The sequence below is a fragment of the Paenibacillus sp. FSL P2-0136 genome, assembly GCF_037975325.1.
Taxonomy (GTDB): Bacteria; Bacillota; Bacilli; order Paenibacillales; family Paenibacillaceae; genus Paenibacillus_AQ; species Paenibacillus_AQ silagei.
Window position 1 is genome coordinate 6780532 of record NZ_CP150244.1, and the last position, 26642, is coordinate 6807173.

The 26642-nt window shown below is 54.9% G+C and carries 21 protein-coding genes; 5 read left to right on the forward strand and 16 right to left on the reverse strand.

Annotation, left to right across the window (positions count from 1 at the left end; all coding sequences use genetic code 11):
* Window positions 1–14: 14 nt before the first annotated feature.
* The 7 genes from NYE26_RS28930 to NYE26_RS28960 form a co-directional block, all read right to left on the reverse strand.
* Window positions 15–647, reverse strand: a complete 633-nt coding sequence (locus tag NYE26_RS28930; RefSeq protein ID WP_339251967.1) for a ThuA domain-containing protein — start codon at window positions 645–647, stop codon at window positions 15–17.
* Between the two features lie 62 nt (window positions 648–709).
* Window positions 710–1522: a uroporphyrinogen-III synthase gene (locus NYE26_RS28935; protein WP_339251968.1), complete on the reverse strand. Its 813-nt coding sequence runs from the start codon at window positions 1520–1522 to the stop codon at window positions 710–712.
* A 91-nt stretch (window positions 1523–1613) separates the two neighbouring features.
* Entirely contained in the window at window positions 1614–3668 is a 2055-nt protein-coding gene (locus tag NYE26_RS28940) for a methyl-accepting chemotaxis protein (protein WP_339251969.1), read from the reverse strand.
* Window positions 3669–3903: 235 nt separating this feature from the next.
* The gene (locus tag NYE26_RS28945; protein ID WP_036692190.1) at window positions 3904–4305 is read right to left on the reverse strand and encodes a transcriptional repressor; all 402 of its coding nucleotides are present in this window, start codon (window positions 4303–4305) and stop codon (window positions 3904–3906) included.
* A gap of 72 nt (window positions 4306–4377) precedes the next feature.
* A complete protein-coding gene (locus tag NYE26_RS28950) occupies window positions 4378–5493 on the reverse strand; it encodes a Ger(x)C family spore germination protein (protein WP_339251972.1) in 1116 nt (371 codons plus the stop codon).
* Complete coding sequence (locus NYE26_RS28955) at window positions 5490–6587, reverse strand: GerAB/ArcD/ProY family transporter (RefSeq protein ID WP_339251974.1); 1098 nt, start codon at window positions 6585–6587, stop codon at window positions 5490–5492. Before NYE26_RS28955 ends, NYE26_RS28950 begins: the two co-directional genes overlap by 4 nt.
* A complete protein-coding gene (locus NYE26_RS28960) occupies window positions 6587–7954 on the reverse strand; it encodes a spore germination protein (RefSeq protein WP_339251976.1) in 1368 nt (455 codons plus the stop codon). The genes NYE26_RS28955 and NYE26_RS28960 overlap by 1 nt, the downstream gene beginning before the upstream one ends.
* A 155-nt stretch (window positions 7955–8109) precedes the next feature.
* On the opposite strand from NYE26_RS28960, the gene NYE26_RS28965 reads away from it, so the two are divergent.
* From NYE26_RS28965 to NYE26_RS28975, 3 genes are all read left to right on the forward strand, one after another.
* Window positions 8110–9663, forward strand: coding sequence for an FAD-dependent oxidoreductase (locus tag NYE26_RS28965; protein ID WP_339251978.1), 1554 nt, complete (start codon window positions 8110–8112; stop codon window positions 9661–9663).
* 184 nt (window positions 9664–9847) lie between these two features.
* Entirely contained in the window at window positions 9848–10567 is a 720-nt protein-coding gene (locus tag NYE26_RS28970; RefSeq protein ID WP_339251980.1) for a 3-ketoacyl-ACP reductase, read from the forward strand.
* A gap of 61 nt (window positions 10568–10628) precedes the next feature.
* On the forward strand, window positions 10629–10949 hold the full coding sequence (locus NYE26_RS28975; RefSeq protein ID WP_036728263.1) for an antibiotic biosynthesis monooxygenase: 321 nt from the start codon (window positions 10629–10631) through the stop codon (window positions 10947–10949).
* 501 nt (window positions 10950–11450) lie between these two features.
* Here the strand turns inward: NYE26_RS28975 and NYE26_RS28980 are convergent.
* The 7 genes from NYE26_RS28980 to NYE26_RS29010 all read right to left on the reverse strand — a co-directional run bounded on the left by NYE26_RS28980 (window position 11451) and on the right by NYE26_RS29010 (window position 21958).
* Complete coding sequence (locus NYE26_RS28980; protein WP_339251982.1) at window positions 11451–13679, reverse strand: MMPL family transporter; 2229 nt, start codon at window positions 13677–13679, stop codon at window positions 11451–11453.
* A gap of 970 nt (window positions 13680–14649) precedes the next feature.
* The gene (locus NYE26_RS28985; RefSeq protein WP_036728258.1) at window positions 14650–16548 is read right to left on the reverse strand and encodes an ABC transporter ATP-binding protein; all 1899 of its coding nucleotides are present in this window, start codon (window positions 16546–16548) and stop codon (window positions 14650–14652) included.
* A complete protein-coding gene (locus NYE26_RS28990) occupies window positions 16545–18305 on the reverse strand; it encodes an ABC transporter ATP-binding protein (RefSeq protein ID WP_339251984.1) in 1761 nt (586 codons plus the stop codon). The genes NYE26_RS28985 and NYE26_RS28990 overlap by 4 nt, the downstream gene beginning before the upstream one ends.
* Window positions 18298–18684: a MarR family transcriptional regulator gene (locus NYE26_RS28995; RefSeq protein ID WP_339251986.1), complete on the reverse strand. Its 387-nt coding sequence runs from the start codon at window positions 18682–18684 to the stop codon at window positions 18298–18300. Before NYE26_RS28995 ends, NYE26_RS28990 begins: the two co-directional genes overlap by 8 nt.
* Before the next feature lie 404 nt (window positions 18685–19088).
* The gene (locus NYE26_RS29000) at window positions 19089–20495 is read right to left on the reverse strand and encodes a DNA-binding protein (RefSeq protein ID WP_339251988.1); all 1407 of its coding nucleotides are present in this window, start codon (window positions 20493–20495) and stop codon (window positions 19089–19091) included.
* Between the two features lie 143 nt (window positions 20496–20638).
* Window positions 20639–20926, reverse strand: a complete 288-nt coding sequence (locus tag NYE26_RS29005; RefSeq protein WP_339251990.1) for an aspartyl-phosphate phosphatase Spo0E family protein — start codon at window positions 20924–20926, stop codon at window positions 20639–20641.
* A gap of 114 nt (window positions 20927–21040) precedes the next feature.
* Entirely contained in the window at window positions 21041–21958 is a 918-nt protein-coding gene (locus tag NYE26_RS29010) for a LysR family transcriptional regulator (RefSeq protein ID WP_339251992.1), read from the reverse strand.
* A gap of 112 nt (window positions 21959–22070) precedes the next feature.
* On the opposite strand from NYE26_RS29010, the gene NYE26_RS29015 reads away from it, so the two are divergent.
* On the forward strand, window positions 22071–22442 hold the full coding sequence (locus NYE26_RS29015) for a CidA/LrgA family holin-like protein (RefSeq protein WP_339257651.1): 372 nt from the start codon (window positions 22071–22073) through the stop codon (window positions 22440–22442).
* Entirely contained in the window at window positions 22442–23122 is a 681-nt protein-coding gene (locus NYE26_RS29020; RefSeq protein ID WP_076080997.1) for a CidB/LrgB family autolysis modulator, read from the forward strand. Before NYE26_RS29015 ends, NYE26_RS29020 begins: the two co-directional genes overlap by 1 nt.
* Before the next feature lie 27 nt (window positions 23123–23149).
* Here the strand turns inward: NYE26_RS29020 and NYE26_RS29025 are convergent, their stop codons facing one another.
* Both NYE26_RS29025 and NYE26_RS29030 read right to left on the reverse strand, forming a co-directional pair.
* Window positions 23150–24118 carry a Gfo/Idh/MocA family oxidoreductase gene (locus NYE26_RS29025; RefSeq protein WP_339251994.1) on the reverse strand — a complete coding sequence of 323 codons (969 nt, stop codon included), beginning with the start codon at window positions 24116–24118 and terminating at the stop codon, window positions 23150–23152.
* A 53-nt stretch (window positions 24119–24171) separates the two neighbouring features.
* A complete protein-coding gene (locus tag NYE26_RS29030) occupies window positions 24172–26487 on the reverse strand; it encodes an ATP-dependent DNA helicase (RefSeq protein ID WP_339251996.1) in 2316 nt (771 codons plus the stop codon).
* Window positions 26488–26642 lie beyond the last annotated feature (155 nt).

Sequence of the window (26642 nt, forward strand, 5' to 3'; positions counted from 1 at the left end):
CGATTATTTGCTGATTATCTGGGGATACGCGCCGCCCAGGTGGCTGCCCGCAGAATCAGCTGACGAACAGCCGGATGCCGGAACGACGGCTCATGATGGCCGGGCATCAGATAGACCACCCGTCCCAGGCCATAGCTGTGGCACCAGGCCGCAGGCAGCATCTCCCCGTCCGCTTCGTATTCGAGCAGAATCTGCTTCTCGGTGAACGGATCGAACTCGAACCGGTATGGCTCTTCATCGAGCTGGAAGTCTTCGATGCCTTCGGTAATATCATGCTCCTGCACCTTGAACTGAAGCGGAGTATAAGCCGGATGGCCGGTGAATCTGGCACCGATCAGCTGAGCCAGCTCATAACGCTTCGCCAGGGATACCCCGGTGTGCAGGACAATCAGACCGCCTCCTCCGCTGACATAGCTCAGCAGACCTGCCGTTTGCTGCGGAGATACGGTTTCATTCCACAATTCATTATATGCGATGCACAGATCATATCCGGACAAATGCTCGCTTAGCATCAGCTTCTTGTTCTCCGAGCATTGTACCGTCAGAAGCTCATGCAGAATTTCACTGACCTGCTTGTCCACACCTTGCAACGGGTGAAACCGGGGGTGTGTGTAATCGCCTAACAACAGGCATTTTCTCTTGTCCATATGGTCTCCTCCTCCATCTCTCTCTGTAATTGTAGTAGTAATTGTAATTGAACGGCCTGCTGCTACCGGTTAGCCGCAATATAGCGGCCCAGGGTAACGAACATGCTGCCCATCCGCTCGTGCTCCGGCATGACAATCCGCTTCACGCCTTCTTCCTTCAGGGCCTCCGAGGTCATACGGCCGACAGATACCGCCAGCACCCTCTCTTCAAAAGCCTGCACCAACGCCGCAAGCTGCCCCTGCTCCCGCGCATGCTGTGCCAGGAAGCGGAATTGCGGCGCACTTGTGAACGCCACTGCATCCACCTGTCCTTGGGTGATCTCTGTGAGCAGCAGCTCCAGCGCTCCAGGCTCCGGCTGAGTATACCGGTAAGGCTGCACACAGCTTACGGCTGCGCCCGCCTGCTCCAGCCAACCGGTCAGCTGCGGGGCAGTCTCCCCATGCAGCTGAAGCATGACCCGCTTGCCCTGCAGATCATAGTCCTGCAGGCCGCGAATCAGTCCGGCAGAGCTGCCGTCATCGTCACGTACGACCGGCTCAAGTCCCCGTTTCTTCAGGGCATTCACTGTCTTATAACCACGGGCAGCAACAGGTGAGCCAGAGAGAACCTCCAGGAAGCGGTCCGCAAGCGCCAGCTTCGCAGCCGTCTCGAACAATGCGTCCAGCCCCATACCGGTAGTCAGAATAGCCAGATCCGGCGGCTGCTCTGTCCAGGCAATCAGCCCCTCACGCAGGGCTGCATCATCCAGAAAGGTTGTCCCTTGAGCGGGACGGTGCAGCGCGGTTCCTCCCATATTCTCTACCAGCTTGGCCATATCTTCCGCTTTACGCGGACCGGCCAGGGCTACGGTAATGCCCTTTAATTGCTCTGCCATGAACGCTTCTCCCCTTCATCACCCCGTATTGTTGCTTACCAGTATACTTGCAAAGTGAGGTAAAAGAAAAGACCAGACCGCATATTCGGCCTCATGAATTCTGCTGATCCCCAGGGAGGTTCTCCCCCGGCTTGACCGCTTCCGGCGCGGCAGGAGCCTGGTTTCCTGGGTACAGCTTGAAGCGTCCGACCAGCTGCTGCAATTCATCGGCTTGCCGGCTCAGGTCGGCTGAGGAAGAGGCGATCTCTTCCACCGAGGCAAGCTGCTGCTGGGCGGCTGCCGAGATCGTCTCGGTACTGCCTGCCGCAGCCTCGGTAATGCCGCGGATCTCGTTAATAGCCTGATCCAGACTATCTGCTTCTGCAGTCAGGGTCTGAACGCCTTCGTTCATTCCGCCTATAGTCTCCGCTGCCCCCTTAATCGCCCTGCGGATACGCGAGAACGAACGTCCCGTTGTATCCACAGCCATGATGCCGTCCATCACCTTGGTCTTCGCATCCTCCATGCTTGCCGTAGCCCGGAGCATCTCTGAATGGATAGAGGCAACCTGCTCGGAGATCAGGCTTGCTGACTTTCCAGATTCTTCCGCAAGCTTGCGGACCTCCGAGGCTACCACAGCGAACCCGCGGCCCTGTTCACCGGCTCTGGCCGCTTCTATGGACGCATTCAGCGCCAGCAGGTTCGTCTGCCGCGAGATTCCCGAGATCACGCCGGTAATCCCCTGGATCTGCCCGACCCGCTCACTCAGCTGATCGATGACCTTGCCCATCTCCTCCACGGTCTCATGAATGCCGTTGATTTTGTCGACTACGCTGATGACCGAATCATTGCCCTCCGAAGCCGACAGCGAGGTCTTGTCCATCATTACCGACACCTGCTGCATGAACTCCGAGATATGGGCTACCTCGGTGGTGGTGGCTGCCGTGCTTGCCATTCCTTTATGTACACTGCCCACCTGCTGCTGCGTGCCCGCTGCCACCTCCTGGATGGCCACTGTCACATGCTCTATAGCCTTGGTCGTCTGCTCTGCCCCCGCGCTCAGCTGCTCCGCAGAGAAAGAGACATTATCCGTCATCGTCTGCACCCCGATAATCATCTGCCGCAGATTCTCCACCATCAGGCGGAAATTCCCGGCCAGCAGGCCGATCTCATCCCCCCGGAATTCCCCGATATCCTCCGACAGGTCGCCGCCGGCAATCCGCTCGGTTGCCTTGCGCAGGCGGATCAGCGGCTTCAGAATCGACGCAATGTTGAAATAGATCAGCACCAGCGCCAGCAGCACGGATACAGAGATGACCAGCCAGACCGTCTCACGGATGCCGCTGGTTGCCTGCGTAATCTCATTCAAGCTGATAGTGCCTCCAATTCGCCAGCCCGTCAGCTCATTCACCATGAAGGTCATCTTCTTGGGTGCATCCTTATATACATAATCGAAGCTTCCGCTCTCACTCCCGAACATCTGCTTCACGAACTCAAGCGAGGATTCCGCACCAATCGCTTCTGTGGGATGAACCAGGAATTTCTTGCTGCTGTCGATAATCAGAATATAGCCCTCCTGACCGACCTTGATATCCGTCATACCGGCAAGGGAGGACAGATTCAGATCAAGACTGACTACGCCGTCCCCGCCTGCGAGCACCGCCGATACCGCAATGGCGCTCTCCCCGTTCACCGTCTGAAATACCGGTGAGATCACAGTGCCGCTGCCCTTCTTAAGCGCATTGATATATGTATTCTCCTTGCGCGGATCATAGCCTTCCGGCAGCTCCAGCTCTGCCGCTCGGATGCTCTTGCCTTTGCTGGTTCCGGCATAAATATCAAGCACATCGGGATGCAGCGCGGCATACTCCCGCAATCTGTTCTCCAGGGCAGGCGCCGCCAGTCCGGCCGCCTCGTTATTAATGGAATCTGCCGGAAGCTGTCCGGCGAAATAGAGAATATCATCTATTTTCGACTGAATATTGGAACTTATGATCTGGTTCACTGCAACTACACTTTCCTGGGCATTATTGGTAAGCTGCTCCCCTATGTTGCTGCTGGCCGATTGATAGGTTAACCAGCCTATAATGATGCTCGGTACCAGCAGGACAAGCAGATAGGTAGTAATCAGCTTCGTACGGATGTTCAGACGCACCTTTTTATTCATATAATGGACTCACTCTCTCTTTCATTCTTCCTGGGTCTTAAGAAGGATCATAGCGGCAGCTTTATATATAATTAAATATCAGCCCCCGAAACCCTCTTTTTTCCGGCAATTAATGATAATTTCCCTATATTTATTGATAATTTTTATAGGAGCACAGCAAAAAGACCGTTTCCATGAAAACGGTCTTTTGTTATATTACATTACTAAGCGAGCCAGCACAACTCATACAAACGTCCTAGTTCTGGCGTGAATTTCTGCTCTGGCAGGCCGGGCATATGCCTCCGAATACCACATGCGTATGAGTGATCGAATAGCCTGTATCTGCTGCCACCGAGTCGCTCCACTCCTGCGGGACCTGGCTCATCACTTCATCCACGGCACCGCAGATTTCACAGACAATATGCTGGTGGTCGTCCAGGCGCGCATCATACCGGCTGGCCGCCTCCCCCAGCTTCAGCTCGCGGATCATCTGCTTATCTGTAAGGTAGCGCAAGGAATTGTAGACCGTTCCATAAGCGAGGTTATGCCCCTGCTCAACCAGCCGGTTCATGACTTCCGCAGCGGTAGGGTGATCATGGGAATTGCGGACGATATCATACACGGCTTGACGCTGAGAGGTCAGGTTCAGGGTTCTCATCTTTATCATCCTCTAATTTGTTTTTAGATCAAGTATAAGTCCTGATGCCGGAAGCGTCAATCCGCCGCGGCTCTATTTGATCATTCCCGAGTATTTAATGTCCACCTTGGCCTTGACCTGAAATTGCAGCCGGGGATACAGACGCTCCCAGTCAGCCATCTCCGTATCATTATTCCAGTGCCGCGCGCCATAATGCAGCCCCCAGCCCAGCGGGTCCATGCCGCTGCCTTGTATTTTGACCAGCAGTGCGGTTACAGCATGTTCCAGTTCCGCTGCACCGGCCTCCCCAATTCTCTTCAGCATATGGTGGGTGACGGTCTCCGCCGTGCTGCTCTCCTCCAGGATCGCCCGGATTTTAATGGTATAGCGGAGATAGGGATCTTCATCTGCGGGAGTGACAATCTGGTAGCTTGAAGAGGAGCTCTCCGTATAGTACTGATACATACCGCCGCCTATATGGGCGGGGAAGTTCGTCCGCAGATTGGAGCGGGACAGCAGGTTGAACAGCCGGGTCTCGTCCGGGGAGAGGACCAGCTTGATTTTTCTTTTATCCAGCAGAGCGATCTTGTCAATCAGGAACTGGTCCTTCTTCTGCGCTTCAATAACCGGCAATATGGGGTCTATCCCATTCTCATAAATACTCCGCATCAGCTGATAGGAATACACACTGGAGATGAAGGGCGACTCGGTGCCTTGCCCACTCATTGCCAGAATCAGCGAGTTGGACGGAATGCGCTCTGACGGCGGCTTAACCTGAAGCACCTCCAACGCCCCCGGCCTGCCCACGGCGAAATTAAGAATCAGCTGGATGTCTCTGCGCCGGACTGCCCAGTCCGTTACATGCCGGATATCGTCTGCGGCAAGCCCTTCCCCCAGAATTACCGATTTGCAGTGCACATAGTCGAGCTCCTTCTCCACCTTGGACTTCATTCTGCGCAGTGCTTCAGAGATACTATCCGATTCTTCGGTCAGGATCTGCATCTTCTCGTCAATCTTCGTGACATCCCCTTGCGGAATCGCCAGCTTCAGACTAACCTTGAACGTTCCTTCCTTCCGGCCGGGATCAATGCCAATAGCAACGACAAATATTCTCCGGTCAATATCCTTGAAATTACAGCCTGCAAGGGCCAGGGTCATGGTTGCGGACAGCAGCATCACCAGCAGAGTCCCGATTACTCCCGCTCTCACGCTCTTCGCCTCCTTACCATCCAGTAGCACCCGAATAACAGCAGGATCAGCAGCAGCTCCCCGTACCAGCGGATATGCAGCAGGAATACCCCGAGCATATTAAGGTCGTACTGATCTATGCGCATCAGGAGCAGGGTGCCCGCTGCAAAAACCGCCAGAATGACGATCTCCTGCCACTGTCTGGTCTTAGGTCTGCCGGGGGCGGAGGGGAGCTGGCTGAGGAGCAGCTCTTTGCCGACATGCCACTGGATAATGGCACTGACCAGCGCCAGCGTGCTGTAAGCAAAATAAAAGAGATAGAGCATACGCTCAATCAAAAACGACTCAATCCGGATGCTGTCCGCTGTGGTGAACCAGGTGTACACATGCCGCTCAACACCGACGGTTCCGTGATATCCGATGGGCACATAAAACGTGATGGCCAGCACGAGCAGCCCCTCCAGACTCAGAATCCAGATATGCTTCAGCTTCAAGCCATGAAATACCCGGTTGAAGACCGCCATATTTATGTAGCCGCTGAACGTGAAGGTCGCCGCCGCAATGCTGTTCCAGTCTGGAGGATGCAGGGCATGTGTCATGATCTGCAGCACAGCGTCCCAGCTAAAGTCCGGGTTCACCACTGCTTTGACTGTCGTGTACAGAATTAAGGGCAGGGTGATAGCCAGCGTAATTTCCAGTCCATAGAGCAGGGACAGCGAGTCTATTCTGGCACAGAGGCAGGTCAATACCAGGAACCCGAGCAAGACTGCCATCGGGCTGGTGTCCGGACTGATGAACCGGAGGGTAATGTCCACAAAGGACAGAAGAATCAGCGCCCCGGCCAGATACCAGAGAACCGCATATACAACAATCAGCGGGGAGACCAGCAGCCTCGGCATCACTGAACCGAAGATCTCCGGCAGTCCCTTCCCCGGAAATTTACGGATGACTCTGGTGAACAGGTAGATGAACAGGGTGCCCGTAGCCACCGCAACCAGGATGGAGGACTGCGCACCGTCGAAGCGGGCATCCATCAGCTCCCGTGGGGTGAAGTTAATGATATTGATCAGGGAGTTCATGAGAAACAGACAGTAGAAATAGCGGCTGTTTGCCATTAGGAGCCCCCACTTTTCTTCTTCAGTGACGCTCCCAGCGCATCAAGGGCGAACATCTTGAAATACGGCTGGCCGAAGCTGCGCTGGCTGCATAAGTACAGCGTGAAGCCCACCAGGCAGATAACGACACCCACAAGCCCGAGCACAGCTGCGGCAATGACAAAGAAATACTTCAGCACACGGATGGAGAAGCTCATCATATTCAGCGGAACCAGGAAATTGGATATCGCCACTACGGAGACGAGAATAATCATAATGTTGCCGATCAGCCCCGCCGCTGTAGCAGCCTGCCCCAGGATCAGACCGCCGACCGTGGTCGCTGTAGGACCGATGGCTCTGGGCAGACGCAAGCTGGCCTCCGTCAGGAACTCCATCATGATCATCATCAGAATCACCTCGACAAAAGAAGGATAAGGCACCGTAGCGCGGCTTCCCCCGATCAGCAGGGCGATCTGCACCCGCACAATCTCCGGATTGTATGAGGTGAAGGCAATGTACAAGGCCGGCAGCCATAACGTCATGGCCACGCCCAGAATGCGCAGCAGCTTCAGGAAGCGGCCGACGAAGGGCAGATGGATTTTGTCATCCATGGCGGTGAAGAAATCATTGAATATGGACGGAAGCACAATCGCATACCCGGTCGTATCCAGCAGGACCGCCACCTTGCCCTCTGCCAGATTGAATACCACCCGGTCGGGGCGCTCGGTTACTATGGTCTTGGGAAAAATGCGCAGCTTGTCGCTGCTGATATATTTCTCCAGTTCACCGGCAGCCTGCAGAATGTCGAGCTTCAGCGAGTCCAGCTTCTCTTTTAACTCCGCCAGCACCTGGTGATTCACCCGGCTCTCGTCGTAGAGGATCGCCACCTTGGTCTTGGACACATTGCCGATAACGGTAAATTCCATCTTGAGCGCAGAGGACAGATAACGCCGCCGGACCAGATTGAGGTTCACCGCCAGACTCTCCCCCAGCGCATCGGAGGGACCTTGGCTGATACTCTCCGTAATCGTCTCCTTGATACTGCTGGCCTCCGCCCGGAGGACATCGAAGCAGCAGAGCTTGCCCTCCCGCCCAATACAGGCATAGCCGCTGAGCAGAAGATCCAGAGCACGCTGCCCGTCTGTCACCTCTTCACTGCCGGGGTAATCGGCCACATAGCTGTAGTAGGCTGCGGGATGGCCCATCTCGTAGAACGGAGCAATAATATTGCGGCTGATGGCCTGTCCGTCTGTCACGCTTTTGATATAGAGCAGGCTGACCTGTCCCGCCGGAATCGTCAAGACCTTGTCTTCAAGGTCGCCGAACCCGCTTAGCTGGCTTCTGATCCATTCGAGCAGAACCGCCTGTGTATGCTGTTGTTCCGACATAGGTCTCTGCCCCTCTCCGCCCGCTGCTCCGTGAATTTCTTCTTAGGTTGGCACTTTCTGGCGGTTTTCATGCACCTGCCGGGGGAGCGGGGCGTTTCTTTTCACGGAAGAGTGGTAATAAATGAAATGGATCATCACTTAGGAGGGACTAGACTATGAGCACACAGGAACCCCGTCCGCAAGGTCTTCCGCAATTTCCGGAATCGTTATGGATAGCCAGTACAGGTCTGCCGTCTTTTCCGGTGCTTGCGGAAGATCATGTCACAGACGTAGCTATTGTAGGGGCAGGAATTACCGGGATTACTACCGCTTATCTGCTGTCCAAGGCCGGATATAAGGTCACACTGCTTGAAGCCGGACAGATTCTCGGCGGAACCACCGGCTATACCAGCGCCAAAATCTCCGCCCAGCACGGCATGATCTATCATGATCTGCTGAAGCATTTCGGCGAAGAGCAGGCCCGGATGTATTATCAGTCGAACAGCGAGGCCATGGAATGGATGATTGCCACAGCGGAGGAGTTGGACCTGTCCTGCGGGATGAAGCGGGAGGCGGCCTACCTGTATGCGGATCAAGGTGACGAGAAGACGCTGAAGGCGCTGAATAAGGAATTCGAGGCTTACGGCAAGCTGGGACTGCCCGGAGAGTGGCTGGATCAGGTCCCCCTGCCGCTGGGTGCAGGCGGGGCTATCAGGATGCCGGATCAGGCCCGTTTCCACCCGCTAAAGTACCTGAAGGGACTGCTGCAGGCGGTTCTGGACAGGGGCGGCGCCGTATTTGAGCATACGATGATCGGAGAGAAGGTTGATACGGACGGACAGATAACCCTGCATACCGAGGGAGAGAAGCTCCAGATCCGCTGCCGCCATGCCGTGTCGGCTTCCCACTTTCCCTTCTATGACGGCGGCTCCCTCTACTTCTCACGGCTGCATGCCGAACGCTCCTACTGTCTGGCCTTCGAGCCGGAGACGGATTATGAGGGCGGCATGTATCTGAGTGCCGGTGAACCGGCCCGTTCGCTGCGGGCAGTGGAATGGGGAGACCGGAAGCTGGTCATCGCCGGCGGGGAGAACCACAAGACGGGTCAAGGCATTTGTACGTTCGGCCATTATGAGAATCTGGAGCGGTTCGCCGGGGAGCAACTGGGCATCCGCAGTATTCCGTTCCGCTGGTCCACCCAGGACCTGATCACGCTGGACCGGGTTCCCTATATCGGTAAGCGCGCTGAGGACGAGGAGATCTATATCGCTACCGGCTTCGGAAAATGGGGCATGACGAACGGAACCGTGGCTGCCCGCCTGATCGCAGACGGCATTCTGGGAAGCAGCAACCCGTACACCGGGTTATATGATCCCTCACGCTTCAAGGCCGTTCCAGCCATCAAGAACTTCATCGTGCAGAACTTCTCGGTCGCCAAGGAGCTGGTGGCCGGCAAAGTGGAGATTGTGCACACCAAGACAAAAGATCTGGAGCCGGATCAGGGGGCTGTTGTCTTCCATGACGGCAAACGCGTAGGTGCCTACCGCGACCCTGAGGGCCAATTGCATCTTGTGGACAGAACCTGTACCCACATGGGCTGTGAATGCGAATGGAATAATGCCGAACGCTCCTGGGATTGCCCGTGTCACGGCTCCCGCTTCTCCTACGAAGGCGATGTGCTCGAAGGTCCGGCGACCCTGCCGCTTAAGACAATTACGCCGGAAGACTAAAGCGGGATGACCGGGCGCTGCGGGGCATTAGCGGCACAGGCGGCACAAGTGGTACCGGGGGCCTGGCGGTCTGCACTGCCGGAGGTGCGGCTCCGGCGTGATTGTGCCCGGCCGCTCAGGTATAATAGACAGTATCTTCTAGAATTACCCATCATTCTATATATAAGGAGCGTGACGACAGGTTATGGATTTGAGAGGAACCAGTATTGTCATTACAGGTGCAGGCAAGGGAATCGGCAAGGCGCTCGCTATGGGGCTGGCTAAGGAAGGCGCCAACCTGGGGCTGATCTCCAGAACCTCGGCGGATCTGGAGGCGCTGAAGGCGGCGCTGACCGAGGTGTACGACATCAAGGTCAGTATCGCTGTAGCCGATATTGCCGTACGTGAAGAAGCGGAGCGGGCGGTAGTGGCCCTGCAGAAGGACCTCGGCCCCTTCGACGCGCTTATTAACAATGCCGGGATCGCCCAGTTCGGCACGTTTCTGGAGATGGACCCGGCGGACTGGGAACGGCATATGCAGATCAACCTGTTCGGGGCCTATTATGTGACCCGCGCGGCACTGCCTGCGATGATCGAGCGTTCGAGCGGCAATATTATCAATATCTCCTCCACCGCAGGAGAACGCGGCTTCGCTACAGGCTCAGCCTACTGTGCTTCCAAGTTTGCGCTCATGGGCATGACGGAGTCGCTGGCGATGGAGGTGCGTAAGCATAATATCCGTGTCGTAGCGCTGACCCCAAGCACAGTGAATACAGGCCTTGCTGCCGATGCGGGTCTTAAGATCGGGGACGAGGACCGGATGATGCAGCCGGAGGATGTGGCCGAGCTGACGCTCGCTGCACTTAAGCTGCCTGACCGCGTTTTCCTGAAAACAGCAGGCATCTGGACCACGAATCCGCAATAACGACAGACATTACGTACAACAAAGACAGACATTACGTACAGCCCTACAAGGAGGACTTGGCATGCTGGTAGTTACCAATACGATTAAGATCAAGGAAGGACATGGTGAAGCGCTGGCCTCACGGTTCAGCGCAGATAACGGGGTGCAGAGCATCCCCGGCTTCATCCGCATGGAGGTGTGGCGCGGCGCTCCCAAGGAAGGCGTGGAGGAGCTGAAGATCAGCACCGTCTGGGAGAATGAGGAAGCGCTGAACGGCTGGACCTCAAGTCCCGCCTTCCGGGACTCGCACCGCGGTGCCGGCCGGAACGAAGCCATTGTCGGCTCCTCGCTCGACAAGTACGAGCTGCTGCACAGCCGTACTCCGGATGTCCAGGCTGACTAGTAGCACATCAGATCTAAACATGTTGAGAATTACTTTAACTAATGGCTTGCTGAGGGGTTACCTCACCCCGATTAGGGTGCAAGGGGTAGGCTTAATTGCAATTCGTACAACTAAATCGTCCGATACGCTGCCAAATCTCCGTTTAGATGTAGTTCGTGCAATTAAAATGCCCCTATACCTGGATTTTCGCCCATCCGGGCAAATTTAGTTGTACAGACTACACTTAGAAGAGGAAGTCCACCCGTTTCCCTATTTTTAGTTGCACAGAATACACTTATTCCTGTTTTTTCGCTACGAAGGCAGCTTCGTACCTTACTGCTTTTATGGAATGAACTCACTTGTTTACTAGCTTCGCTCAAAAAAAGGGCTTCTCCCTTTAATAGAGATTCGCTGGCAACAGCAAAAAAATCGCTCCTTTCGGGATGGTTGATGGATCTTCCATTTTCCCGAAAGGGCGATTTCTTTGTTGTTTCTCCAGAAAATTGTAGAACTAACTACTTCTTACCGCTGTGTATCCGAAGCAGAGGCTTCACTTACTTCCTGATGCTTACCCGGCCAGAAGGCCAGACGTCCGAAGAGAACAGTAATAGCCGGTACCAGGAAGGGACGGACCACGAAGGTATCCAGCAGGACACCGATCGCAGTGATGATGCCGAACTGGACCAGCACCTGAATAGGTAGGCTTGCCAGCACGGCGAAAGTACCGGCCAGGATTAATCCGGCGGAGGTAATGACCGAGCCGGTCTCATTCACACCTTCTGCAATCGCCTGCTTCAGCGGCATATGCTTCCGCTTTTTCCAGATATTCGAGACCATGAAGATGTTATAATCCTCCCCGAGCGCTACCAGGAAGACGAAGGAATATAGCGGAATGGCCCCTTGAATCGCATCTGCTCCGAGCACGTAATGAATAATGATCCAGCCCAGGCCCAGTGCCGAGAAGAACGATAGAATTACTGTCCCCACCAGATAGACTGTGGCTACGACAGATCTGAGATAGACCAGCAGCAGCACCGTAATCAGGCCGATAACGACCGGGATGATCAGATCGGTGTCACGTTCCCCAAGCTCCTTGGTATCGTGCTGGGTAGCGGTCTGGCCGCTGATCCATACCTTATCCTGCGCGTTCTCAATCCCGGATTCCGTCAGGGCCGACTCAACCGTAGCCTGAAGTGCCGGGATATGGTCCATCGCCTCAATCGAATACGGATTGTCCTTGAATTCGATATCATAGGCAGTAATCTTCGGATTGACGGCCCCCTGCTGCGGGTCTGAGACCACATCCACGTAAGACAGGCTGCTCAGCACGGATTTCAGGTCTTCTCCGCCGGGTAACCCTTCCGTATCAACTATCAGTTTGGCGGGCGCCAGCTCACCGGGGGAGAATTGCTTGCCGATCAGGTCGAAGCCTTCCCGCGACTCCATAGTCTTCGGGAATGACGACAGAATATCATAGGTGAACTTAATTCCGCTGGAGAATGAGGCCAGCACTCCCAGAAGTACTACGGTAATTCCGACAATGGCCCACGGACGGGATACCACCAGGTACCCGATTCCCTTACGGCGGGCAGGCTGCGGCTGCGGCACCGGTCTGCCCTTGGCCTTGGCCCGCTCTGCTTCCATCTGTGGCGTGCGCGGCACGAACGGGAAGAAGGAGGTCCGTCCGAAGATTGCCAGCAAGGCCGGAACCAGGGTAAGACTGGCTACCCCCATAATCAGGATGGATACGCTGAACGGTACTGCAAACCGGTGATACGCGCCGTATTTGGCCAGCAGCAGAGCGAAGAGGGCCAGCACCACCGTGAAGCCGCTCATCGCAATTGCCCCGGAGGAATGCGAAATGGCGCTCAGCAGTGCGCGCCCCTTATTCTCCTCCACCTTCAGCATCTGACGGAAGCGCGAGATCAGGAACAGGCAATAGTCTGTCCCTGCCCCGAAGAGCAGCACCGTCATGATCGAGACCGCCTGCGAATCCACTGTAATCCAGCCTTCCCTGGCCATCAGGCCAAGCACCGGGCTGGTTACGCCATAAGCGAAGCCTACAGCAACCAGCGGAATCAGCGCCAGGATGGGTGAACGGTAGATCAGCAGCAGGAAGACCAGCACCAGAATGACGGTGGCAATCAGCAGCGACACATCGGCATTCTTGAACAGCCCTGTAGCATCTACCGAGATTCCGACCGGGCCGGATACGCGCAGGCTCAAGTCTCCGCTGTCCGGCTTGGCGGCAGACGGGTCAGTCCCCGTCTCCGTCCGGACCAGCTCCTTCAAGCTCTTCAGCGACTCTCCGAGCTGGTCGCTGTCTGCCGTCTTGTCGAACAGCACAGGGGTGACCAGCGTGCTCCGGTCCTCCGACAAGGACGCCTGCAGCGCCTGCGGCGGCAGCTTGCCCAGCGGAGGAACGAAGTTCTGATGCATAAGAGGCTGCTGCTCAAGCTTGCTGTATACTGCTGTTATATGTACGAGATCCTCCTCCGCGATTCCTCCGTCACGATGCCATACAAGCAGTGCCGGCACTCCGCTTCCGGCCGGAAATTCTCTCTCAGCAACGACCGATGCCCGCACCGATTGTGAATCCTCCGGCAGATTGGAGGCATTGTTAGCAACCTGTGAATTCACTGATGGCCATAGCATCGTAAGCACCCCGACCAGCGCAACCCATACCAGCAGAGTGATCCATTTGGTCTTGCTCCCTGCTACCCATTTTCCGTAGCCCGACATACCTTTCATCCTCTCTCCTATCCGTCCGCCCAAAAATGAGCCGCGGGTCATTTTGATATCCTTATCATATATACCCCGAAATTTTTAAGCAAATCTTTTTTTGAAAAACATAGAAAATGGGGTTTTGTCATCGCAGTAGCGCTTTCACCGATTTGTCTTCATATGATGTGGATTAAGTGGAAGAAAATGCTGCATGTATTGCAGCTTCTGCCCATCAATAACCCGATTATCCGGAATGTTGTTGTACGACATGCAGGAACTTTGATTTGTCGAGCGTTACGTAGAGGATGAATCATGCCTTCTATACAACAATTCCCGATTTAGGTGGATTGAATACTGGAAAATTTGTATTTTGAGCAGGAATGGAGGGATGAGGTGGAACAGTGTGCGAGCATAATGTATGCTGTTTTTGGCATACATTCAGGCCAAGCGCCTGCGTGCGAGCATAATGTATGCTGTTTTTGGCATACATTCGGGCCAAGCGCCTGCGTGCGAGCACAATGTATGCTGTTTTTGGCATACATTCGGGCCAAGCGCCTGCGTGCGAGCACAATGTATGCTGTTTTTGGCATACATTCAGGCCAAGCGCCTGCGTGCGAGCATAATGTATGCTGTTTTTGGCATACATTCAGGCCAAGCGCCTGCGTGCGAGCACAATGTATGCTGTTTTTGGCATACATTCAGGCCAAGCGCCTGCGTGCGAGCATAATGTATGCTGTTTTTGGCATACATTCAGGCCAAGCGCCTGCGTGCGAGCATAATGCATGCTGTTTTTCGCATACATTCGGGCCAAGCGCCTGCGTGCGAGCATAATGTATGTTCTAAACACGCCTTACCCACTTCAGGAGGAAACTATAATTTCCTAAACGACAAAAAAAGCGTTCATACAGAGAATGTCCGAAGACGCTCTGCATGAACGCTAAGTTATACTTGGCTGTGGTCTACAGCCGGCTATATTCAGGTAACTGTTCTATTCGGATCAGCCTGCGTCCGGCAGGTCATCCCCGGAGAACTGGCTGTTATAGAGATCGGCATAGAAGCCGCCCGCTTCCAGCAGTTCCACATGGGTGCCCTTCTCAATGACGCTACCCTGGTTCATCACCAGGATCAGATCGGCGTCCTTGATGGTGGACAGGCGGTGAGCGATCACGAAGCTGGTTCTGCCGTGCATCAGCGTGTTCATCGCCTTCTGGATCTGCACCTCTGTCCGCGTATCTACGCTGCTGGTTGCTTCATCCAGAATGAGGATGGACGGATCGGCCAGAATCGCCCGGGCGATGGTAAGCAGCTGCTTTTGACCCTGGGAGATGTTCGAGGCCTCTTCATTCAGAATCGTGTCATACCCGAGCGGCAGCGTACGGATGAAGTGATCGGCATGCGCAGCCTTGGCTGCCCGCACCACATCAGCCTCCGAAGCCCCTTCCCGGCCGTAAGCGATATTATCGCGGATGGTCCCGTTGAACAGCCAGGTATCCTGAAGCACCATACCGAATTTGCTGCGCAGCTCGCTGCGCTTCATATCGGTGATGTTCACACCGTCGATCACAATTTCCCCGCCGCTGATCTCATAGAAGCGCATGAGCAGGTTGATCAGTGTGGTTTTACCGGCTCCGGTTGGTCCTACAATTGCAATGGTCTGTCCCGGACTGACCTCGATGTTCATGTCTTCAATCAGGAGTTCACCCGGCTTGTAGCCGAACTGTACGTGCCGGAATTCCACAGAGCCCTCTTCTGCAGCTGCTGAACGTTTCGCCAGTGTAGCAGCCACTTCAGGGACTTCCTCGTCCTCATCCAGCAGTTCAAATACACGTTCTGCCGAAGCGATGGTGGACTGAATGATGTTGGCAATATTGGCAGTCTGCGTAATCGGCATGGTGAACTGGCGCGAATATTGGATGAATGCCTGGATGTCACCGACGTCGATCGCTTTTTTGGTCACGAAGATCCCGCCGACCACACATACCAGCACATACCCCAGGTTCCCGATGAACATCATCAGCGGCATAATAATCCCGGAGATGAACTGGGAGCGCCAGCCGGAGTTATACAGATCCTCATTGATGGCATTGAAGTCCTTCAGGGAATTCTTCTCCCGTCCAAAAGCCTTGATGATCCGGTGCCCGGTATACATCTCCTCCACATGACCATTCAGCTGGCCCAGCGATTTCTGCTGTCCGACGAAATAGGTCTGGGAGCGCTTGGTGATCAGCATAATCACCACGAAGCTCAGCGGCAGCGTTACGATCGTAATCAGGGTTAGCCACGGGCTGATCGTCAGCATCATCACAATAACCCCGACAATCGTCACAATAGAGGTGATCAGCTGGGTTAAGCTCTGCTGCAGGGTGGTACTGATGTTGTCCACATCATTGGTCGCCCGGCTAAGAATCTCCCCGTGGGTCCGGGAATCGAAATATTTCAGCGGCAGCCGCTCCAGCTTGCTGTTGATCTGCTCGCGCATGTCGTATACGACCTTCTGCGCCACACCGGCCATGACATACTGCTGGATATAACTGAACAGCGCGCTGAACAGATACAGGCCTGCCAGCAGGATCAGAATATCATTCACATAGCCAAAATCAATCGCCGCCCCAGGCACGCCCATCATCTTGCCATAAGCGCCTTCGAAAAGCTTGGTCGTTGCCTTACCCATCACCTTGGGGCTGAAAATACTGAATACGGTACTGGCAATCGCCATTACGAATACGATAATCAGCTGTACCTGGCGCGGGCGCAAATACCGGATCAGGCGGCGCAGGGTGCCCTTGAAATCCTTCGCCTTCTCGGGAGGCATACCCATGCCGGGTCCGCCCGGGCCGGGGCCGAATCCGCCGTGTCTGCGGGCGGGCGGCTTCATTGCTTTGTTCTGCTCACTCATGCTATTTCCTCCTCTGACAGCTGCGAGGATACGATCTCGCGGTACACCTCATTGTTGTCCAGCAGCTCGCGGTGCGTGCCCATACCGACAATTTGACCTTCATCCAGTACGATAATCCGGTCTGCATCCATTACCGTGCTTACCCGCTGTGCGACGATAAGGACAGTAGATTCCGTAGTCTCCTCCTTGAGCGCGGCACGCAGCTTGGCATCGGTCTTGAAGTCCAGTGCGGAGAAGCTGTCATCGAACAGATATACCTCCGGCTTGCGGACAAGGGCACGGGCTATCGACAGACGCTGCTTCTGGCCGCCGGAGACGTTACCGCCCCCCTGGGAGATGCTTGAATCGAAGCCTTCCTTCATCGCTGTGACAAAGTCATAGGCCTGTGCCACCTTGGCAGCATGAAGAATCTCCTCCTCGGTAGCATCCTCTTTGCCGTAACGGATATTCTCGTTGATGGTACCAGTGAACAGCACGGCTTTTTGCGGAATATAACCTATCTTGCTCCGCAATTCCTCCTGCGTCATCTGGCGCACATCCACACCATCCACACTTACTGTACCTTCTATGGCATCATAGAATCTCGGAATCATATTCAGCAGCGTGGACTTGCCTGACCCGGTTCCGCCGATAATGGCGGTTATCTCACCAGGGCGCGCACTGAAGGTAATCCCCGACAAGGCTGCCTGCTCTGCACCCGGATAAGCGAAGGATACATTGTCGAACTCCACATACCCGCGCAATCCGTCACGGCCATCCTCATGTGTAGCTGTAGCCGTATTCTTCAGTTCTGCAGAGGTAGGGTCCTTAATCTCTGGCTGCATATCCAACACTTCATTAATGCGCAGCGCTGAGGCAGAAGCTCTTGGAATCAGCACGAACATCATCGACACCATGATCAGCGAGAACATAATCTGCATTGCATACTGAATGAATGCCATCAGGGAGCCAACCTTCAGATCCCCATCGCCAATGCGGATTCCACCGTAATACAGAATGGCAATCATCGAGAAGTTCATGACGATCATCATCAGCGGCATCAGTCCCGCCATCACCTTGTTCACTTTAATCGCCGTGTCGGTAAGGTCGCGGTTCGCCGAACTGAACCGTCTGTTCTCATGCTCAATCCGGTTGAAGGAGCGGATGACGCGGATACCGGTCAGATGCTCGCGCAGCACCAGATTTAATTTGTCCAGCTTGATCTGGATCGCCTTGAACAGCGGTAGACCCTTCATTCCGATGAAAAATATCGCTCCGACCAGCAGCGGAATCACCACTACAAAAATCAGCGAGAGCTTGGCGTCCTCAGACACCGCCATAATAATCCCGCCGATCATCATCATCGGGGCACCGACCATCATGCGGAGCATCATAGTCAATACTGTCTGAACCTGTGTGATATCATTAGTGGTACGTGTAATCAATGAGGCCGTACCCAGCTTATCGAATTCATGGAGCGTAAAATTCTCCACATGATTGAACACCCGGGAACGGGTATTCTTCCCGAAGCCTGCCGCCACTCTGGCTGACAGATAGCTGGCAATAATAGAGCATAGCACACCGCCAGCCGCCACCAGCAGCATGAAGCCGCCGATTCTCCAGATATAAGGCTGGTCGCCGTCCACAATCCCCTTGTCGATAATGTCACTCATCAGGGTCGGAAGATACAAATCCCCCATGGACTGCAGAAATACAAGAATCAGTACAGCCGCAATGGCCCAGCGAAAGGGCTTCAGTTGTTTCATTAATTTAATCATGCTTCTCATCTCCGTTCATTTGTAACCGGTCTAGATTAGGCGGAGGATTATCCTCCATAAAGGCATAGACTTTCAGCAGCAGTTCCGCCAGTTGATCAGATTCTTCCTCACCTAAATACTCCACCATCCTGTTAAGTGTGGCGTCCATATGGTCCCTGGCCCTGCGGGTAATAATTTTCCCCTGTTCGGTCAACTTGATGCGCACTACCCTCCGGTCAGACGGATCAGCCTGCCGTTCTACCATCTGTTTGGCTTCAAGACTGTTAATCAGCTGGGTTACTGTTGGCGGAGTCAGTCCCAGGAAGCGGCTGATCTCCGACACCTTAAGTCCCAGATCTGAAGTATGCGACGCCCGTGCAATACATATCAATAAAGTCATCTCACTTGGCTTGTGCCCCTCCACTGAGTGATGCCAATGCCCTTTGCGCAGCTTCCGAAGTGCAGAGAAAAGCTTGTGTCCGACTGAGTTTTCACCTTCGCGATTTATCCCAATGCTTCCACCCCATTTTTAGTTAGGTTTCCAAATAATTAAACCATGTATTAATTAGGCTACCTAATTATATTTTCGTGCCTGCAATTTGTCAATTCCTGATTACGCTCTTACTATGTAATTTATTTCACATTACCACGCGCAAACGCTCCCGCGACACAGAGGGCCGGGGAGTCTCTCTTAGCTATACAATTAACTGCTCTAATCTGCTCTAGAATTCCACTCCGTGTTCAACAGCGGTAAAGCCTCTTACCTTGGACTTCTGTTCTGTTCCTGTACCCGCAAGAATGAAGCTAAACAATACCAAAACGCTGGCCGTCATCAACAGTGATCTCTTCATGCGCTCTCACCTCCCTGATCAGCTCCCGGTAAGCATTCTGCTGGGTATCGGAGGCATAGTCTCTGTTCAGTTCAAATAAGGTTACACAATTAATAAAGTCCTTGCCGCTGTTCAGCCTGATGGTCAGACGCAGACAATGAATGATATAGTCGATTCCCTTGGCATATTGCTGGCGGGAGATATGGTAGATCGCAATCTGATAATAGAGACGGTACACCCGGTCTACATTGATCGTATCCTGGAATTGTTCAAAACGCAGCATCTCCCGGGAAAAGCGCGACATCACCGTATCAGCGGAGAACCCGAAGCGGTTGGCCGACTCCATAATGATCACCATGCCGGACAGAATCTCGCCGGGATGCTCGGACAAGAAAGCGATATAGGACGGCAATACAGAGATATTGCCCATCAGAATCTCCAGCGTGAACCCGTTGGCCGTGGCAAACAGCTTGAAGCTGTCCACACTGCTGCGCCCCTCGTCATCCAGCATCTCGAACCATCCCAGGTCCGCATAGCCGGCGGTATATTTCTTGGCCTGCTCATACTCCCCTTGCTTGGTAAGCGCCGATGCCTTCAGCAGATAACCGTGCCCGTAATAGACCACCAGCGGACGTTCCGCCTGAAAAGCCTCTGCCCTCTTCCCCTTACTGCGGCGTAGTTCCTCGCGGTAGATTCCGCTTGCTAATGCCCTCAGCTCGTCGGCGAATTTCTCAACATCCTTCCAGCGATGCAGCGCGAAGCATACCTTCGCCAGCTTCAGCAGTCCGTCCAGTTGCATCTCCTCGGGAAGCAGCCCGCGGTAAGGCTCGAAGCTGATTACGGCGCGCAGCTTCTGCTCCATATCCACATCCGGAGTGGTCTGCAAAGACATGAAGATACGGTACTGGCTGATCGCCATCCGCTCGGAATAGCTGTCTTGTTCATGGTCTACAATCAGCTTGTAGAATACGATGGACTCCTGTACTTTGCCGCTGCAGAACAGCCTCTCTGCCACCCTGTAGATAATATCCAGCGGCCGCTGATATTCCATAATCCGCCTTAAGACCTCTTCAATGCATTGCTGCTTGCCCATCTCGGCACATTTAACTAGGAAGGGCTCGATACGGCGGCGGGAGATCCGCTCTTCACTGAAGCACTCATCCACATACAGCGGATACAGCCAGCCTTCCGGGAAGCCGAAGGCCCGGATCATGGCATCGAGCTGTCCCAGCGAGATGGGCTTCGGTGGATTGCCGTGAAGAATGGCGCTGAGACTGCCGCGGTTCAGGCCGGAGACTTTGGCAAATGAGGCAAGATTATGGCCCGAGCGGGACAGATTCTTCTCGATTTCCGTACGTAATGTAGTCAGCTTCGCCTCCACCCGGCACCTCCCTATCCATCATTCAGGTTATCCTTCTATTAATTGCCATTATAGGACAACACTATGAAAAGCACAACAAAATGGCCCCACATTAGTAGGACCATGATTAACAAACACCGTCAGATGCTTGGGTGTATTATAGATTATTGCTGCAGAGCCGCCTGATTCCTGATCCGCTGGCTCTTCTTATTCTTCTTACCGTAGGGCGCGGCAGCATTCTTGCGGCTGCGCAGGCTCTCCATCATCAGGTTCTGGGCCATCACGATATATCCGTCCAGCCGCTGGCTAAGCTCCAGCACTGTATGGTCGCTCAGACTCCGTTCCCGGGCCACCTCCAGCAGCTCGCTTCTTAAATTCTCTATAGTAAGGAAGAGCTCATCTTCTCTGTAATCCCGGCCGCTAACATCAGGAGAATTCTGGTAAAGGTTCACGGTTACTCACCTTCTCTCTATCAACTTCTCCCCTATCATAAATCATGATGCCAAAAAACAAAATTTGCAAAAAAAGAAAAAAATGTCGGCGGAAGTATAAATAAGCTCTGTTATTTATATATCCTCCGGAGGCTCCGGCCGCGAATACCGCTCTCCTAGTACATTCATCGCAAAAGCAATCCACTCCCTGGCGGCAAAGGACAAATAGCGGTCCTTGCGCCAGATCATGCCCAGCTGCCAGGGAATCACCGGCTCGGTCAGGGAAATCACCGCAATCCGCGAACGGTCGATATCCCGGCAGATGGTCTCCGGCAGCAGCGCAATGCCCATCCCGGCGGCGACCATCCGGCTGATCAAATCCCACTGGGAGCTTTCATAGACCACCTTGGGCTGAAAGCCAGCTTTGACACATTCCGAGATAATCCGGTCATGGAGGGCGAAGTCCTCCCGGAACAGGACGAACTCCTCCTCGGCCAGCTCTCTCAGCGGCACCTGCTGCGCTCCGTCCAGACGGTGGCCTGCGGGAACCAGCAATTCCAGCTTCTCCTCCACAAAGGTGAAGCAGTGGAATCTGGCCGGGTCCACCGGCAGTACAATCGCCCCGATATCGAGCAGGCCGGACTCTACGTCATCCTCCACTTTCTTCGCCCCGTCCTCATGCAGCCGGATCGTCACCTCGGGATACTTCCGGTGGAATTCCCCGATGACCGCCGGGAAGAAGCTAGCCCCAACCATGGGCGGAAGTCCGATACGGATATGCCCCTGCTTCAGATTGCGCAGGCTGTCCAGCTCGGAGGAGAGGCTGGCAAAGGACTCTACAATGTTCTGCGCCTTGACGAGCAGCAGCTCTCCCGCATCGGTCAGACGGATGCTCCGGCCCTCGCGGTAGAACAGGTCGGCCCCCAGCTCCATCTCCAGATTGCGGACCATCTTACTGATGGTCGGCTGGGTGATATACAGCGATTCTGCGGCTCTGGAGAAGCTGTTCAGCCTGGCGGCCTGCACGAAATACTCCAGCTGTCTGATATCCATTAGGTAACCTCCATGCATAGACAATTAGAATGCGAGATATTCAATCCATTCATTGTACCTATGAAAGAATTAGATGTAAAATTTCAGTAAGAGATGAAAGGAGGTAATCATGATGAAAAAGATTGCCTTAGGCTTACTGCAGGTGGCCGGACTAACCGTGTTCTCCCTGCTCGTTAACGGATTAACCTCACTACTGCATATTCCGCTTCCCGGAAGCATTATCGGGATGATTCTATTATTCCTGCTGCTCGAATCCGGCGTGATCCGTATGAACTGGGTGGAGGCAGGAGCTTCTTGGCTGCTGGCTGAGCTGCTGCTGTTCTTCATTCCATCGGCTATCGGGGTCATGAACTACTCGAAGCTGCTGGAATCCTTCGGCCTGCAGGTACTGGCTGTTGTGCTCGTGGGCACCTTTGCTGTCATGGCCAGCTCGGGTCTGCTGACAGGGATGATCTATAAAGTAAAGGAGCGTAGAAGCTCATGATGACCGGACTATTATTCCTTGGACTTACCATTGCGGTATACCTTGTAACCAAACGGATTTATGCGGCCAGCGGCAAAATGTACGCCTCTCCGCTGATCATCACCCCGCTGGTAATCATCGGCTTCCTGCTGATCACAGGCAGCTCCTATGAATCCTACAATGCAGGCGGCAAATGGCTGTCAGACCTGCTTCAGCCGGCGACAATCGCCTTTGCAATTCCGCTGCACAAGAACTTCAAGCTACTCAAAAAGCACGCCGCCGAAATTGCGGCAGGCGTGCTGTCAGGAACGGTAACGGCTGTACTGTCGTCCATGCTGCTGGCCAAATTAATGCACCTGAGCGGAGATCTCGCCACCAGCCTGGTCCCCCGTTCGGTAACTACGCCGATTGCCATGAGCATCTCACAGAGCATCGGCGGAGTTCCCAGCATCACCGCAGTCTTCGTCATTCTCACGGGTGTGCTTGGAACGATGATGGGTCCTTCGGTGCTGCGCCTCTTCCACATTGAGAATGAAGTGGCACGCGGGGTCTCGCTGGGCACTGCAGCGCATGGCACCGGCACCTCCAAGGCCTTCGAGCTTAGCTCGCTGACCGGCACCATCTCCAGTATCTCGATGATTCTGGCGGCGCTGTTCTCCATTGGGCTGGCACCCGCACTGATCGCAGTGTTCATTCATTAAGCAGCTCCCTGACCCTAGGACAGAGTCCTACAGCTTCACCGGCAATCCGCTCTGGGCGGATTCATACGCGGCGCAGGTTACCTTCAGCGTCTTGTACCCGTCCTCGTAATCGCTGAGAATACGGGAGCGGTCTCCGGTGCGGACAGCGTACAGGAAGGCCTCGCTCTCTACAGCGTAAGGGTTGCCCGTATTCTTGTATTCCTTGCTGTCCCCGCTGCGGACTTCAAGCAGACGCTCCGGGTTCCAGTCAAGCATGCCGTTGTCATTATAGAAGCTGATTCCAGCCTTGTTCACCTCTCCTGGCAGCACACAGGTATTGGAGATGCTGGCGATAATGCCGCTTGCAAGCTTCAGCGATACGGTGCCTACATCGGCTACGGTCACCCCTTCATGCTTCTCATGCATAATCCGGTTGCCGAACATGCCGTAGACCTCTGTCACCTCACCGGCCAGATAACGCAGCAAGTCAACAATATGCGTCGTCTGCTCCGTGAATTGCCCGCCGGACTGCTCCTGATTGCGCCACCACGCCACGCCGGGCATTCCGCCCATCCATTCTCCGGTAATCATCCCTACCTTGTCTCCGGCAAGCGTCTGCTTCAGCCGCTGGATATTCTCCTGATAGCGGAAATGATAGCCTACCGAGGTCAGCAGCTGATGCTGCTTGATATCCTCCAGCAGACTGGCCGGAATGGCCGTACTTGAGCCTAGCGGCTTCTCGATGAAAAAGGGGATAGCCCTGCGGATCAGCGCCCGCTCAATCGCCCCGTGCGACTGTGGCGGCACGCAGATGTAGACGGCATCCAGCTTGTGGCTGTCCAGCATCTCGGTAATCTCCCCGTAGCCTTCGGCCCCGTAAGGGCGGGCCATCTCTTCTCCCTTAAGCTTGCTGCTGCCGCAGACCGCCTTCAGCGACACATCCTCCATGCCCGCCAGCAAATCCGCATGTACCTTGGAGAACCAGCCTGTTCCAACAAGTCCGATATTAAGCGTCATGTCATTACCTCCTGAGTTGTCTGGTGAATGCCTTTTCAGTAGATTATACCCGCTTAGGTCATAACAGAGTAGTCCCGCCACTCCTCTGGAAGCAGCTGCCGGTAGGAAGGCTGCATGAAGCGGTCGTCTGCAAGCACAATGACCCCGCTGTCGCTCTCACTGCGGATCAGCCGTCCTCCAGCCTGCTGCACCTTGCACATGCCAGGGTAGATATAAGCATAATCGAAGCCGTTCTTGCCCTGTGACTGGAAATAGCTCCGGAGCAGATTGCGCTCCAGACCCACCTGCGGGAGTCCTACACCTACGACCATCACCCCGTTCAGCCGGTCGCCGGGCAGATCCACCCCTTCGGAGAAAATACCGCCCAGCACGGCAAAGCCAAGCAGCGGCTCCGGGTTATCCGGGCGGAAGGCCGCCAGGAAGCTCTCCCGCTCCGGCTCGCTCATCCCGCTGCCCTGCAGCAGCGTAGGGACTTCAGGGTACTTCTCGGTGAACACCTCATAGACATTCCTCAAGTACACATAAGAGGGGAAGAAGACCAGGTAGTTGCCCTTCTTCGAGACCATGCCTTTAAGAGCATTACTAAGCGGCTGTAAGGAAGCCTCCCGGTCATGAAACCGGGTGGATACCGGCAGGACAGACACCTGCCACTGCTCTTTGTGAAAAGGTGAGGCCAGGCTCAGACTGTAGTCCTCCTCGCCTGCACCGATCATATCCCTGTAATACGAGAGCGGCGAGAGGGTCGCAGAGAACAGAATCTGGCTGCGGAAGCTCTTGCCCATTTGCTGCAGCAAATGCGACGGATCGAGATTGAACAGCTTCAGATACACATCTCCGCTGCGCACCTCGGCATAGGTAATGTAACGTTCATCGTAGGTTTTGAAGGTGCGAAGCATCCCCTGTACTGCGTAATAGGTATCCAGCAGGCTATCCGCCCCGTCCTCCTCCGCCTGCACAGAGCTTACCGGGAAAGAGGAATTCAGCAGCTCCAGCTCCGCTTCGGCTGCGAAGTTCTCCAGCAGCTCCGGCAGCTCCTCCGGATAGGCCGCCCACTCTTCCGCACCCTTATCACCGCAGATCTTACGCAGCGCAATGAAGAAAGCGTTCACCGCTTTGGCGGCAGTGCCGAGCCGGGGATTCGCCGTTTTGTAGGTCCGGCTGAGCGCCAGGAAGGGTGCCTTGGTAAGCTCGGCCGAATACATCTCCCGGCCCCTGTCCACCAAATTATGCGCTTCATCCACCAGCAGCACGGTGTTCTTCTTACGCTCCTCAGACATGCGCTTCAGACTGATGCGCGGGTCGTAGATATAATTGTAATCGCAGATAACAACATCGCAGGCATAGGCGGCATCCAGCGAGAATTCAAACGGGCAGACCTTATGCTTATGGGCATAGCCGGCGATCGTCTCCCGGGTCATCAGCGTCTCATGCTCCAGCATATCAATCAGGGCGCCGTTGATCCGGTCATAATAGCCCTCCGCATACGCGCAGGAATCCGTGCCGCAGATGCCTTCCTCCCGGAAGCAGGCCTTCTCCTTCGCCGTCAGCGCAATGACATGCAGATGCAGCCCCCGGAGGTTCAGCATCGTGGCTGCCTCCTGCGCCGCGATCCGTGTAACGGTCTTGGCGGTCAGATAGAAGATACCGGCCGCCTTGCCTTCGCCCAGCGCTTTGACCGCCGGGAACAGAGTGGACATGGTTTTGCCGATGCCTGTCGGTGCCTGGGCGAAGAGGTTCGCCCCCTCAGCAATGGAGGTGTAGACTGCGGCTGCGAAATGGCGCTGGCCGGGCCGGTAAGCCGAGAACGGAAAAGACAGGTTCGTGATGCTCTCCCCTCTCTTCGCCTTGTAACGGACCATCATCTCGGCATACGGTGCATATCTGCTTACTGTCTCTAGCGCAAAGGCCGTCAGCGCTTCACGGGACATCTCCCGGTAGAGACTGTACTGTGCCTCGCTTCCCCGCTGCACATAGGTGAGCTTCACCTGAATGTAGGGAAGCTCAAGATCCGTTGCCAGCATGTAAGCGTACATATAAGCCTGGGCCCAGTGTACCTCCTTCCCTTCAAGCGCAGGGTCCGGGATTCCGGCCATGGACTTGATCTCCTCCACTGTCAGGCTCCCATCCTCTGCCGTAAGCAGTCCGTCGCAGCGCCCGTCAATCTGGAACAGCAGCTCTCCGTAAGCAATTCCGGTCTTCAAATAGACCTCCTTGCGGTCTCCTTCCTTGTATTGCTTCTGGATCAGCTGATGGCTGCGCGTCCCCTCCGCCATGGCGGCTCCGCTGCGGAAGCCCGGCTCCAGACTGCCGCTGCTGTAGGCAAATTCCACAAGCGCCCTCACGGACAGTATGATTTCTGTATGCTCCATCCGTCCCCACCTCCAATAATTTCCGCCAGCTTCCGCTGCGTAAGGCTCATATTCTTCGTTTAACGCCGATATCCCCCCGCCTGAGGGAGTGGCCTGCGCCGGGTTCGTTCTAGCCGTAGTTTACGCGCGCTCCAGGGAGTATACGGCCGCTTCTG